This window comes from Pseudomonas sp. F3-2 (assembly GCF_038804275.1).
Taxonomy (GTDB): Bacteria; Pseudomonadota; Gammaproteobacteria; order Pseudomonadales; family Pseudomonadaceae; genus Aquipseudomonas.
The window spans coordinates 2036611-2049800 of record NZ_CP152388.1 but is presented as its reverse complement, the minus strand read 5'-3'; the positions used below and the strand labels follow the sequence as shown (position 1 = coordinate 2049800).

Genomic DNA, 13190 nt, shown 5'->3' with positions numbered 1-13190 from the left:
CTCCCACGGGTCGGCGGTCGACGGTAAAGGGTATGTCGGGCTATCTGATATCGACGCTGTAACGAAAATGGCTGGCGTGCCCGCGAGAGCGGCGCCATTCCAGAGGCTGACCGGCGTAATTGCGAGCCAGACGCTCGATCACCACCACCGGGCTGCCGGCCGGCACCTGCAACAGGCGCCCGTGCACATCATTGACGGCCTCGGCGGTGAGGCTCTCTTCGGCGTAGGCCACGACCTGACCGCAGAGTTCTTCGTAGATGGGATAGAGCAGCGGGCCGTGCTGACTCAGATCGGTTTCCAGCAATGTCTGGAACTGCACTTGCGGCAACCAGATTTCTTCAGCCAATACCGGTTGCGCATCGAGCAGACGCAGGCGGATCATGCGAATCACCTGGGCGTCCAGCGACAGGCCGAGGGCCTGAGAAACTGCAGACGGCGCGCTCATCGGCTCGATGGACAGAATGCGGCTTTCCGGCACCTGACGCTCACCGGCCAGCCCCTGAAAGCGGAAGAAGCGAAACAGTGAAGATTGAAACTGCGGCCGACGAATGAAAGTGCCTCGGCCCTGTTGGCGTTCCAGGATATGCTCGTTGACCAGCATGTCGATGGCTTTGCGCACCGTGCCGGTGGACAGGCAATATTCGCTGGACAAGGCAGCTTCAGTGGGGATGGCTTCACCCGGGCGCCAGCGGTTGTTGGCGATCTGCTCAGCCAGTTGATCGCGCAGGCGTTGGTAAAGCGGCAGGCGGACATCACTCGAAAGACGGTTCATGGAGGCGCTTCGCTCTTGTATTTATCTAGTCATCTATATGAATCTGCGCGAAGTATTGTCCCGTTACAAATGATCGTCAAGGGTGAAACCGGGCATTGGCAGATGAGCGGCGGTTCGCGCACTCAGGGCGGCCCATCCTTGACAGCTGATAGCTCGGCGACATTCAGGAATGGCAGACGGCGCCCTGCCGATAACAGGACGCCCCGCGTCCATGCCGCCGACAGCACTCAGCGATTGGCGACCTTACGCTCTTCAACCGCGCCGACGATGTGCTCGACCACGTACTCCGCATCCCGCGCCACACCTGAGAAACGCCCCGATCCCCAGGTGTACAGCCACGGCAGCCCGAGGAAATACAGACCCGGCTGCGTGGTCACGCCGCGCACATGGCCCGGATGACCACGACCATTGAACACCGGCGCCTCGACCCAGGTGAAATCCGGCGTGAAGCCGATGCACCATATGATGCTGGTGATACCCTGCTCGGCCAGATTCAAGGTGTGGCGTTCCTGCTCAGGTGTCCACACCGGCTCATAGCGCCCGCCTTCCGGCGCGTCGATGCCTTGCTCGGCGATGTATTTGTCGATGGAGCCGTTGATCCGGTTATAGACCGCATCGGCGCTGTCCAGGCTCTCGCGCAGGTTGCCCGAGAACTGCAATGTCTCGCCGTGCAGATCATTCAATCGGCCGAACAACTCCATGCCTTCCAAAGCGAACTTGCGCAGATCGATGTCGCGGCCACCATCACGCCCGGTGACGTAATGGTTGGTGTTGTCGCGCACGCCTTCGCGCAACGGATGGGTGTCGACGCCGATCTGGTAGTAGCCCATCTGCGCCAGCCAGTCGACCACATCCTTGCCACGGTAGAAGCGCGCGCAGCGCGGGGCGTCGCCAACGGCCAAGTACACCTTGCGCCCGGCCAGGTGCAGATCCTCGGCGATCTGCGCCCCTGACTGCCCCGACCCCACCACCAGAACGTTGCCCTCTGGCAGGGCCTGCGGGTTGCGGTACTGCTCGGAATGAATCTGCGTGATGCCGGCGGGGAGCCGCTCGGCCAGACGCGGAATGATCGGCGTGTGATAGCCGCCGGAAGCGCAGATCACCTGATCGGCCGTGAATTCGCCCTGAGACGTGTGCACCTCGAAACCACCCGCCGCCCGCGGCACCACCCGCTTGACGGCAACGCCTTCTCGCACCGGCGCGTTGACGGCGTTGACGAAGCCGGCGAGGTAATCGTTGATTTCGTCCTTCTTCATGAACCCGTGAGGGTCCTTGCCACCATGCTCCTCGCTGTAGCGATACCCCGGCAGCGCACACTGCCAGTTGGGCGTCACCAGACTGAATGCATCCCAGCGCTGATTGCGCCAGGTGTGGGTCAGGCTGTGTTTTTCCAGCACCAGATGGTCCACGCCCTGCTGCTGCAGGTAGTAGCTGGCGGACAACCCGGCCTGCCCGCCACCAACGATGATCACACTGTGGTGAGGAATTTTGAGGGGAGTGATTGAGCTGGGCATGGTCGGGGTCTCCGGGAGGTGCACTGTGTAGGGCAAACATCGATGGAATGGCGAGGGCTTCATGCGCAGGCTGAGGAAAGCGTCTGTACGCACAAGGCCCGGTTCAGATCGAAAAGCCGATTGAAAAGCAGACTAAAAAGAACTCCAGCCAGCACCGGTCACCCGGCCGCCGCCTTCGGTGCGCATGCTCAGGATCTGCACTGGGCCGTCTTCCTGATAATGAGCCTGCCCTTTGAGCATGCTGAGGGTGTCCATTGCCGAACTGCAGTAGAACCCCTTGACCTGTTTCACCCGCTCGGAGGCGTTGTTCAGGCCGCCTTCGATTCGGGCGAGAAAGTCGGCCAGCGGGTAACTGGCGCCTTCCTGCAAGTGTTCGTAGATCACAGTCGATGGCGAGTAGCCGGCGGCTTCTTTGCCGTTGGGCCAGCGAATCTTGAAATTGACGGCGGGCATGTCAGTGCTCCTGGGTAGCGGACAAGGGTGAGAGGTCGAGATCGGCGTAGCCGAATCCGGTGAACGGCTGTTGCTTGAGGTCCCAGAACGTACGGCGCTGCAGGCCATGCTGAACGCTGAGCTCGGCCGTGTCGGTGACGTGACCGATACGCTCGCAGCGCAGCCCTTCGAAGGCGAACGCGGCCTGCACGTTCGGCCAGTCCGCCTCATCCAGCGTCATGAGAAAGCCGTAGCTGGGAAACACCTGCAGCCAGCGCGCCCAGTCGAAATCCGCGCCGGCGTCCGACGGGCATGGCAACTGCAGCAGGTCGATATCGCCGCCGCAGCCGGTGGTTTCCAGCAGCATCAGCAGGCTGCCGAGCACGCCGGCGTTGCTGATGTCCTTGGCCGCCTGCAGCAGTTGTGCTTCTGCCAGGCGCGGCAGCACTTCGAGCTTGCTGCGCAGGCGCTCGGCGGGAACGCCTTCGAAGGCTTTCCAGTACGTGCTGTCGGCATGCCAATAGCCTTCGAGATCCACCGCCATGGCGATGACCTGACCGGGCCTGACATGAAAGGTCGAGAGCAGCTTGCTGGCGACACCGGTGATCGCCACCGCCAGCGCCGTGGGATTGCCGTGCGCAAGGCTGGTGTGGCCGCCGGCAAGCATCAGGCCGTAGGCTTGGCACGCCGCGCGGATCCCGGCGAGGATCTCCTGCGCTGCGCTGTCGTCGTGGTGCCAGTACGCGTTCACCACCGCGGTCGCGCGACCGCCCATGGCAGTGATGTCGCTGACATTGGCCATCACCGCCGACCAGCCGGCGAACCAGGGTGCCATCTTGACGAAGCCCGGCAACATGCCCTCGATCGCCAGCAACTGAAAGTGATCACCGCAGGCAATCGCTGCGGTGTCGTCGCCCGGCAGCGCATAGAGCTCGGCCCGTGAAAGGGCTTTCGGCGTCGCTCCCAGAACAGCGGCCGGCTGCTGGATTGCCTGTTTGGACAGCATCGCCGGGGTGCTGCGCAGCGTCTGCAACAGCGCAGTCAAATCCAATGAGTCAGCCATGGCGAGGGACCCTCAAGGCGCGCAGCGAAACCTGACGCGGCATCAGCGGATAGCTCGCCAGATCCGCCTGCATCAGGCAGTGGGGCTGGCCGAGCAACTGCAGATGGTCGAGCGTCTGCCACTGCAGCCCCTGGAAATACCCTTCGTTGGGCGCCTGTACGGTTGCGCGGAACACCTGACAACCAAGCTCTTTGGCCCGCGATACCGCCTCGTTCACCAGCGCCTTGCCGATCATGCTGTGCCGGCGATAAGGCTGGGCCACGCACAGCCGCCCGCCGAACCAGAGGCCGGGTTCGGGCTGGTAGATGCGAACTGCGCCCACCACCTGATCGGCCATGCCGCAACTGCTGGCCAGCGCGACAATGGCGATCGCCTGGAAGTCGTGGCTGTCCTTGTCCTGCGGCAGCAGTTGTTGCTCATCGGAAAACACCGAGCGACGCAGGGCGAAATACGCCTGCTTTTCCCAGTTTTCGGTCGCAGGCTTGACGACCAGTTCGCCAGCCCGAAAAGGCTCGAACGTGCTGTCGACGAGGGCAAAGGCCAGGTTCTGCATGATCCGTCTCCCAGATTCAAATGTCTCAAGTACGGGCCCGTTCCTGTGCAAGCGAGCGTGCTGGCGAAGCGCAGTGCCTTCGACAGGAAACGACCCGATAAACCCGTTCGCATCAGGCTCACCTGTTATCAGGCGTGGCGACGTTCTATTCGTGATTCTTCAGCGCCGAGCACGCACCGCATTTGGCACAGCCCGCGTTGATATTTTCCGAGTGCAGACCGTGCCGACGCAGGCTCGCGCCGATCTGCGGGTACAGGCGCGCCATCATCGCGCTGTCGGGTTTCGGGTGATGGGCCAGCGGCGTCCCGTCGATGGGCACGAATGGCACCACGAACGGGTAAACGCCCAACGCGCTGAGGCGCTCGCTCATCTCGGTGATCGCCGTTTCACTGTCGCCCAGCCCGGCCAGAATGTAGGTGCTGACCTGACCACGCCCGAACACCTTGACGGCGGCTTCGAAAGCCTCGAAATAGCGGCTCAGCGGCACCTCTGCCTTGCCCGGCATGATGCGCTGGCGCACCTCGTCGGTGACCGCTTCCAGGTGCATGCCCAGCGACACCACGCCGCTGTCCTGCAAGCGCTGGAACCAGATGTCATCGTCCGGCGGCTCACACTGCGCCTGGATCGGCAGGTCAACCGCGGCGGTCACGGCGGCCGCTGATTCACACAGGATCGCCGCGCCGCGATCGGGCGTCTGCGGTGTGCCCGTGGTCATGACCATGTGTTTGACGCCGTCGAGCTGCACGGCCGCCTTCGCCACTTCGGCCAGTTGCTGCGGGCGCTTGCGGGCGATGGTCTTGCCCGCCGCCAGTGACTGGCCGATGGCGCAGAACTGACACGACGTGCTGCGATCGTTGAAGCGGATGCAGTGTTGCAGCACGGTGGTCGCCAGCACATCGGCGCTGTGCAAGGTGGCGATCTTCCAGTAGGGAATGCCGTCGGCGGTGCTCAGCCCATAGAAGTTCGGCACGCCGGGCATCTTCACCTGACCCACCTGCAACCCTTCGCGGAAGATCAGCGCCAGGCTGCCGTCCTCGCTCGGCTGCGCCTGATACGGCGAGCTCTGGGAGGCCTGATTGAGGATCGGCACCATCATGGTCCGATCGCCGAAGGTCAGCGCCTTGTGGTCCGACGGGCCAGCGCCGCCCTGCCGGGAAAGGCCGTTCTGCGCCGCCCGCCAGCGCACGCCATGGCATTGCAGTTCGGCGAGCAATTCATTGGTCTGCATGGTCGAGCTCCTCGCGTGCAGGGATCATCGGGTGGGCCGCGCGTTCATGGAGCTTGGCGGTGGGTGTGCGGTCGATGAGCAGGCTGAGCAGTTCGGGGCGGCTGTAATGACCGACCGAGTCCATCATGCGTTTGCGTTTGTCGATCAACTTCAGGTCCAGGTCGGCGATCACCCAGCCCTCGCCCGTTCTCAAGGGCTCGCCGAGCAATCTGCCTTCCGGCGAGACGATGGCGGTAAAGCAGCCGCCGGAAATCGGCCCCAGCGCACAGCCCGTGTCCTGCATGATCTGGCCCTGTTGATCGGCATCCAGCCACGCCGTGGCGTTGACCACGAAACAGCCGGATTCGAGTGCGTGATGGCGGATGGTGACTTCGATCTGCTCGGCAAAAATGTCGCCCACCAGAGAGCCGGGAAACATCGCCACGTGAATCTGCTCGCCGTCGGCCATCAGGGCATAACGCGCCAGCGGGTTGTAATGCTCCCAGCAGGCCAGCGAGCCGATGCGACCCACCGCGCTGTCGACGGCGCGCAGTCCGGAGCCGTCGCCTTGCCCCCAGACCATCCGCTCGTGATAGGTCGGGGTGATCTTGCGGCGGTGTTGAATCAGCGTGCCGTCCGCGTCGAACAGCAACTGCGCGTTGTAAATCGTGCCGCCTTCGCGCTCGTTCACACCGATCGACGCGACGATGCCCGCTTCCCGGCACGCTTCGCCGATCTGGCGGGTGACATCGGAAGGCACGGTGACCGATTGTTCCAGCAATTGCAGGTGTTCCTTGCCCATCGCGAATGGCGGCTGAACGAAGGAGAAATAGGGGTAGTACGGCACCACGGTTTCCGGGAATACCGCGAACTGCACACCCTCGCGCCCCAGCGCCAGCAACGTGCTGCACAGTTTGTCGACAGTGGCTTGGCGAGAGTAAAGCACGGGGCTGAACTGAACGGCGGCGGCGCGGATGGTGGTCATGGGGTTGTCCTGTTGTTTCGTTAAAAGTGCTGGAGGCCACTTCGTTCAGCGCGGTGGCGAACCTCTTCGCGAGCACGCTCGCTCCCACCGGGATTTGCAGCGATTCGGGAATCAATTCCAACCACCCAACTTGTGGGAGCGAGCTTGCTCGCGAAGACTGAATGCCAACCGCTGCTTCTCCGGCGGATGTACCGGCCTCTTCGCGAGCAAGCTCGCTCCCACCTGGCTCAGTGCAGTTGATCGTTCCCACGGTCCCCGTGGGAACGATCACCGGGAAGTCAGGCCGTCCAGGTATCGATGATCATTGCGCCCTCGCGGCGCATCAGCAGACGCAGGTCCATGACGTCCAGCGGGTTGATCGGACGAATGCCTTCGATCAGGGCTTTTTCGGTCTGGCCGTACAGCGCCTGCAAGGCAAAGCGGCAGGCGTAGACTTCGCCACCTTCGGCCATGAACGCCTTGATCTGGTTGTTCACGGCCAGATGGCCCGGGAACGCTTCGGCACCCAGCGTCGGGAAGCCACGTTGCACACCCAGTTGCACGCCAGGTCCGTAGAGCAGCACTTTGGTTTCGAAACCTTTGCGCAGCAGGCGCTTGGCCTGAAGCATGTTGACCAGGCCAATCGACCCTTCGAACGCGATGGTGTGGAAGGTCAGCAGGGCTTTTTCGCCCGGCTCGGCTTTGACATCCTCGAAGACCTTCTCTTCGTAATTGACCAGAAAGTCGCCATCTTGATAGTGGTTGATGTCTACGCTTGGCATGTCGTCGCTCCGTTGGTTCAGGTGTTTTCGGTGTCTGGGTCGATCACCGGGTGACACAAGGACCAGAGCGAACGCCGTGCCAGAAAATAAAAGAATGTGCAGTGCAGGCGTAACCGCCTGATATTCCTAGAAATCGCCATCTGATCCGCTATTCCTGGGCATTTCTGATGCTTTCAGGAAATTACGCATTCCCGTAGAAATACGATTATTCGTAATCGCAAATCACGAGATTTCGTCATGAACGAGCCCGATTCGCTGATCGGCTGGGCCGACCTCGCTTATTCGTCGCGGCACATGGTCTTCGAGCACTGCGCCGAGGCCATCGCCCTCCTCAACCCGTTCTCCGACCATTTCGGCGATCTCAACATCGCCGCCTGCAAGCTGTTGGGCTATCCCCGCCAGGAATTGCTGGCGCTGCCGGTGAGCAAGCTGTTCGGTCACCAACTGGCGGATCTCATCGTCTTCACCCAGGCGGTAATGGACAAAGGCCGGGGCTGGACCGACGATCTGAGTTGCAACATCAAGACCGGCGAGCGCATCGAGCTGGAAATGTCGGCCACCACGCTGCAGATCAAAGGCAGCCCGCAACTGATCCTGGTAATGCGCGAGGCCAGTCAGCAGAAGTATCAGCAGGATCAGGCGCACACCGAACGCACCATGCGCGGCGGGCTGATCGAGTGGCGCAACATTCTCAATCTGTTTCAGGAATCGGAGCGCGACAACCAGTTGCTGCTCAGCTCCGTGGGTGATGGCATCTATGCGATCGACAGCGATGGCCTGGCCACCTTCGTCAACCCGGCCGGCGCGCGCATGCTCGGCTGGGCGCCCAAAGACATGCTCGGCAAGAACATCCACCGCATCCATCATCACAGCCATGAGGACGGCAGCCATTACCCGGTCGAGGAATGCCCGATCTACAAGGCGGTGCATGACGGCGTGGTGCATGAAGGCCGCCAGGAAGTGTTCTGGCGGCGCGACGGCAGCTGCTTTCCGGTGGAATTCACCAGCACGCCGGTGATCTCCGACGGGCGCATCGCCGGGGCCGTCGTGGTGTTTCGCGACATCACTGAGCGGCGCACCACCGAGAGCCAGTTGCAGACCGCGCTGGAAGAGCTGAAGGTGCTAAAGCACCGGCTCGAAGAGCAGAACGCCTACCTGCAGGAAGAAATCCACATCGAGCACAATTTCCGCGAAATCGTCGGTCAGAGTGCGCCAATCCTGAAGATCATCAAACAGATCGATGTGGTCGCGCCCACCGATGCCAGCGTGCTGATCAACGGTGAGTCCGGTACCGGCAAGGAGCTGATCGCCCGGGCGATACATCAGGCCAGTCGGCGCAGCGCGCATCCGCTGATCCGGGTGAACTGCGCGGCAATTCCGACCGAGTTGTTCGAGAGCGAATTCTTCGGGCATATCCGCGGGGCCTTTACCGGCGCGGTGCGCGACCGGGTCGGCCGTTTCGAACTCGCCGACGGCGGCACACTGTTTCTCGATGAGATCGGCGAGATTCCGCTGGAGCTGCAAAGCAAACTGCTGCGGGTTCTGCAGGAAGGTCAGTTCGAACGCGTCGGCGAGGAGCGCACGCGCAAGGTGGATGTGCGGATCATCGCCGCCACCAACCGCGATCTGCGCCAGGAAGTCGCGGCGAAACATTTTCGCGAGGATCTGTACTTTCGCCTCAACGTGTTTCCGATCCAGTCACCGGCCCTGCGTGACCGCCCGATGGACATCGCGCCGCTGGCCGCGCATTTCCTCAAGCAGGTCGGTAAACGTCTGAACATGCCAGGCCGGCGCCTGCGCAACAGTGATATCGAACGGCTGCAGAACTACTCCTGGCCCGGCAATATTCGTGAGTTGCAGAATGTGATCGAGCGCGCGCTGATCACCTCAACCGGCGCGGACCTGAACCTGGACCTGCCGGATGAGCCGAAAACCCCGGATAACCTTTCCAAAGGGACACTGCTCGAACAGGGCTTTCTCACCGAAAACCAGATGCGCGACCTGGAGCGCAACAACATGCACGCAGCGCTCAAGGCGGCGCAGGGCAAGCTGTTCGGAAAAGGCGGCGCGGCAGAATTGCTGGGGGTCAAACCCACGACACTGGCCTCGCGGCTGAAGCGGCTGGACATTGACGTGCCGTGACCGTGCAGCTGCGCAGATGTCACTGCACGCCCCGGCCGCCACCCCAACGCCCGTTAACGGCGGGTGATCAAGGTCACTGCAGCGGCAAAAAAAAGAGCGCCCGAAGGCGCTCTGGTCACTGCATGTGACGAGGGTCAAAACCCGACGCTCGCCTGCACGAAGAACGTGCGTGGCTGGCCCAGGTAGATGCCGGCATTGTTGTCGCTGGAGCGGGTGAAATACTGGTGGTCGAAGACGTTTTTCACGCCGGCGGCGAGTTTCAGGTTCGACAGTTGCTTGCCAAAGTCATACGCGCCGCGCAGGTTCCAGGTGACGTAACCGGGAATGTTGCCGTACTGACCGTCAGCTGAGGGCTCGGTGATGTAGTTGCCGTTGAAGCTGCCGTCCGCATTGGTGCCGGTGCCAGGCGCGCGTTGTCTGGATTGCGCGTAGCCGTCGACGTTGTAGGTCCAGCGATCGACTTCGTAGCGCAGCCCGACCGTCGCGACCTGACGCGAATAAAACGGCAGGTCACGCCCCTTGAAACCCGGAATATCGCCCTCGTACGTGGCGCGCGTATAGGTGAAGCCGGCGTTGGCGGTCAGGCCCTGCAGGCGCGCATTCAGGTCGCTCAGGTCGTAGTGGGCCGACGCCTCGATGCCCTGATGTCTGGTAGCGCCCAGGTTGGTCCAGCCCACGTCGTTGCTGATGTACTGCAGTTCGTCGTCGAAGTCGATGAAGAACGCCGTCAGCTCTGCGCCCCACGTGCTGTTGTCGTAACGGGTACCAAGCTCATAGGTCTTGGCCTTTTCCGGCTGCAGGCCGTTGGCAGTGTCGTTGCCGATGCCGCCTTGCGCCACCTGGAAATACTGCAGGCTGCCGAACGAGGTCTCGTAGTTGGCGAACAGTTTCCACTCATCCGAGAGGTGATACATCACGCTCAGCGCAGGCAAGGGCTCGTTGTTGTTGACGCTGCGATCTTTCTCCAGCACCCGCACGCCGTTGGTGCCGGGCACCGGCCGATCATGCCAGTCGGTGCTGATGCGCTCGAAGCGAATGCCGGGCGTGACCGTCCATTTGCCGATGTCGATCTTGTCATCGATGTACAAGGCCGTCGCCTCGGTTCCACCGGTGCGGTCCTGATAGACATGGCCGTCTGATCCGGGAATCGCCACGGGCGTGTTGTTCACCAGCCCCAGTCGCGACGCCTGCTCGTGCATGGCTTCCTTCAGATAACGCGCACCCACGCTGACTTCCTGCGTGGTCGGTCCGAGGTCCAGTACGTGGGAAACCCTCGGCTCGATACCGAAAGTGTGATAGCTGCGCGGGAACGAACCCAGCGTGCGCTGATCACGGGCCGCGATGTTGCTGCCGCGAAAACTGTCGGTGTAATAGGTCAGGACTTCAGCCTGGGTCGACTCGTCGATCTGGCGCTTGTACTTGATCGAAACGTCCTTGCGCCGGCCGCTGAAGTTGTCGTAGTCGCGATCGGACTGATAGGGATTGGCGTCGTATTGCGCCTGGGTCAAACCGCCCGGCATGTCGGCCTTGGCGTCGTAATAATGAAAATTTACCGACAGATCGTCATCTTCGGTCAGAGCCCAGTGCGTCTTGAGCAGCACATCGTCGATGTCGTTGTCATTGTTGCTCGAACGATAGCCCGACCCGTTAACCGTGGAATACAGCAGCGCCGCGCCCAGGCCGTTGTCCGCGGTGCCGCCCAGAAACAAGGTTTCCATGTTCTTGTAGCCGCCGTGACGACTGGTCTCGATGGTGCTGCTGAGATCGCCGCTAAGCTTTTCCGGGATCGCCCGGGTGACGAAGTTGATGACGCCGCCGACGTTCTGCGGTCCGTACCGCACAGAGCCCGCGCCGCGCACGACGTCGATGCTGTCCAGGTTGCCCGACGAAATCGGCGCCATCGACAGCTGTGGCTGACCATAGGGCGCAAATGCCGCTGGCACGCCATCGATCAACACAGTCGAACGCGGCGAAAGGCGCGACGTCAGCCCGCGGACGCCGACGTTGAGGGAAATATCGCTGCCCCCGGTGCCGTTGGATTCCTGCACTTGCACACCCGGGATACGCCGCAGCACGTCACCAACGTTCTGCGCGCCCTGCTCGACCATCGCCTGGCGACGCACCACGGTTCGCGCCCCCGGGTGGTTCTGCACCACCGCCTCATCCGCGTCGCCCAGCCAGTCGCCGACGACGTTCACTTCCATGGGGGCAATTTCGAGATTGCCGGGTGTGGCCGAGGCGCTGGCCCCCTGAGGTTTGAGCACAACGGTGTCGTCGGAGATTTCGTAGTCCAGGCCGCTGCCTTTGAGCAGTGAGCGCAACGCCTGCTCGGGCGACAGATTGCCATCGACCGCTGGTGCCTGTTTTCCGACGACAAGATCAGGGCTGAAGAACAATTGCAAAGACGTCTGCTGTCCGAGTTGACTCAATGCCGCGCCCAACGGTTGCGCCTGGATATGAATGACCGCAGGCGCACTTTCGGCATAACTGTTGCCAGCACTGGCGCCGACCGCAAGCGCCAGCGCCCAGGGCAACCAGCGGGAAGATTGCGGCCCTGCCACCGCACGGCTGACGGCCAGTTCAAGCGCATTGAGTGTGTTGTTTTTCACGTCGGGTCTTGTCCTGAAGGTTCCAGATACGGAGCGAATCTGCGTTGTTATGAATGCTAAGCAATCGCAGTTGGACAAGAAGACGAAGGACGCTGAAAAAACCTGAATCTATCGCGAAAATATTTCCTGACTGCCGTCGGCCAGGGTTCTGACGGCGACCGGCAGGATGCTTGGCAAGGCTCGCAACAGCGCGTCCGTGTCGTCGGACTTGAACACGCTGGTCAGGCGCAGACCGGCGGTTTTTCCTTGGGCAACCCGCAACGGTTTTTCCCGGTAACGGGACACCTCGGCCACCACGTCACTCAGCGTGGCATTGTCGAATACCAGTTTGCCGCTGCGCCAGGCGGTAATCGCTGCCGTGTTCACCGAAGCCGCCGGCGTCACGTTGCCGGCGGCGTCGATGCTTGAACCCAGTCCGGCCGTGAGCGTGACCTGATTGCCCGGCTCCGCATCGCGGCCTTTGACCTTGACCGTGCCGGATTCCACGACCACAGAGGTCCGCGCCTGATCGCGTCGAACATCGAAGCGAGTGCCGGTGACCGTTACCGTGCCGTTGCCGGTCTGCACCACGAATGGCCGCGAGGTGTCGTGCTCGACACTGAACATGGCCTCGCCCTGAACCAGTTCGACCTGCCGGCGCTTGTTGAAGAAATGCACATTGATGCGTGTGCGCGCGTTGAGATCGAGCACTGAACCGTCGGGCAGCGCCACCTGCCGCCGCTCGCCAGTCACCGTCGCGAATTCGGCACTGTAATCAGGCTGCCGGTTCAGGCCGACGTACGCACCCCCTGCCACTACCATCGCCACCAGACTGGCAGCGACCGCGTATCGGATGAATGATCGACGCGTCGTTGAGGGCACCGGCAACGCTGCAGGCGCGTCGGCTGTGCAGAGCGCCTGAAGGCGTGCATCGGGCAACAGATCCACCGCGCCCCAGAGATTCTGCAGCAAGCGGAACTCATGGGCATGCTGGTCATGCTGAGCGAGCCAGGTCTGGAAGCCGGCATGCTCTTCCGGGGAGAGGGCACCGTCGCGCGACCGGGCAAACCAGAAGGCCGCCTGATCCCGCACGGCATCTGCGCCGCATGCGCACTCACGGTCCATCGTCATGAAAAATCCCGGGCAGATAGAAGGCGGGCATGTTCCCGCAGG

At 62.2% G+C, this 13190-nt stretch carries 11 protein-coding genes; 1 reads left to right on the top strand and 10 read right to left on the bottom strand.

Annotation, left to right across the window (positions count from 1 at the left end; genetic code table 11):
- Positions 1-40: 40 nt before the first annotated feature.
- From AAGQ88_RS09385 to AAGQ88_RS09350, 8 genes are all read right to left on the bottom strand, one after another.
- Positions 41-772, bottom strand: coding sequence for a GntR family transcriptional regulator (locus tag AAGQ88_RS09385; protein ID WP_342655090.1), 732 nt, complete (start codon positions 770-772; stop codon positions 41-43).
- A 227-nt stretch (positions 773-999) separates the two neighbouring features.
- Entirely contained in the window at positions 1000-2286 is a 1287-nt protein-coding gene (locus AAGQ88_RS09380) for an MSMEG_0569 family flavin-dependent oxidoreductase (protein WP_093467411.1), read from the bottom strand.
- A gap of 132 nt (positions 2287-2418) precedes the next feature.
- Entirely contained in the window at positions 2419-2739 is a 321-nt protein-coding gene (locus AAGQ88_RS09375) for an MSMEG_0570 family nitrogen starvation response protein (RefSeq protein WP_342655089.1), read from the bottom strand.
- Position 2740: 1 nt separating this feature from the next.
- The gene (locus AAGQ88_RS09370; RefSeq protein ID WP_342655088.1) at positions 2741-3781 is read right to left on the bottom strand and encodes a sll0787 family AIR synthase-like protein; all 1041 of its coding nucleotides are present in this window, start codon (positions 3779-3781) and stop codon (positions 2741-2743) included.
- The gene (locus AAGQ88_RS09365; protein WP_342655087.1) at positions 3774-4334 is read right to left on the bottom strand and encodes an MSMEG_0567/Sll0786 family nitrogen starvation N-acetyltransferase; all 561 of its coding nucleotides are present in this window, start codon (positions 4332-4334) and stop codon (positions 3774-3776) included. Before AAGQ88_RS09365 ends, AAGQ88_RS09370 begins: the two co-directional genes overlap by 8 nt.
- Positions 4335-4479: 145 nt before the next feature.
- Positions 4480-5562, bottom strand: a complete 1083-nt coding sequence (locus tag AAGQ88_RS09360; RefSeq protein ID WP_342655086.1) for an MSMEG_0568 family radical SAM protein — start codon at positions 5560-5562, stop codon at positions 4480-4482.
- Positions 5549-6526, bottom strand: coding sequence for a Nit6803 family nitrilase (locus tag AAGQ88_RS09355; RefSeq protein WP_342655085.1), 978 nt, complete (start codon positions 6524-6526; stop codon positions 5549-5551). The genes AAGQ88_RS09360 and AAGQ88_RS09355 overlap by 14 nt, the downstream gene beginning before the upstream one ends.
- 278 nt (positions 6527-6804) lie before the next feature.
- The gene (locus AAGQ88_RS09350) at positions 6805-7287 is read right to left on the bottom strand and encodes an MSMEG_0572/Sll0783 family nitrogen starvation response protein (RefSeq protein WP_062387355.1); all 483 of its coding nucleotides are present in this window, start codon (positions 7285-7287) and stop codon (positions 6805-6807) included.
- Between the two features lie 237 nt (positions 7288-7524).
- Between AAGQ88_RS09350 and AAGQ88_RS09345 the strand changes: the two genes are divergently transcribed.
- Complete coding sequence (locus AAGQ88_RS09345; RefSeq protein WP_342655084.1) at positions 7525-9429, top strand: sigma 54-interacting transcriptional regulator; 1905 nt, start codon at positions 7525-7527, stop codon at positions 9427-9429.
- A gap of 134 nt (positions 9430-9563) precedes the next feature.
- Here AAGQ88_RS09345 and AAGQ88_RS09340 read toward each other — a convergent pair whose 3' ends face one another.
- Together AAGQ88_RS09340 and AAGQ88_RS09335 are read right to left on the bottom strand one after the other, a co-directional pair.
- The gene (locus AAGQ88_RS09340; RefSeq protein WP_342655774.1) at positions 9564-11990 is read right to left on the bottom strand and encodes a TonB-dependent siderophore receptor; all 2427 of its coding nucleotides are present in this window, start codon (positions 11988-11990) and stop codon (positions 9564-9566) included.
- Positions 11991-12146: 156 nt separating this feature from the next.
- The gene (locus tag AAGQ88_RS09335) at positions 12147-13148 is read right to left on the bottom strand and encodes a FecR family protein (protein WP_342655083.1); all 1002 of its coding nucleotides are present in this window, start codon (positions 13146-13148) and stop codon (positions 12147-12149) included.
- Positions 13149-13190 lie beyond the last annotated feature (42 nt).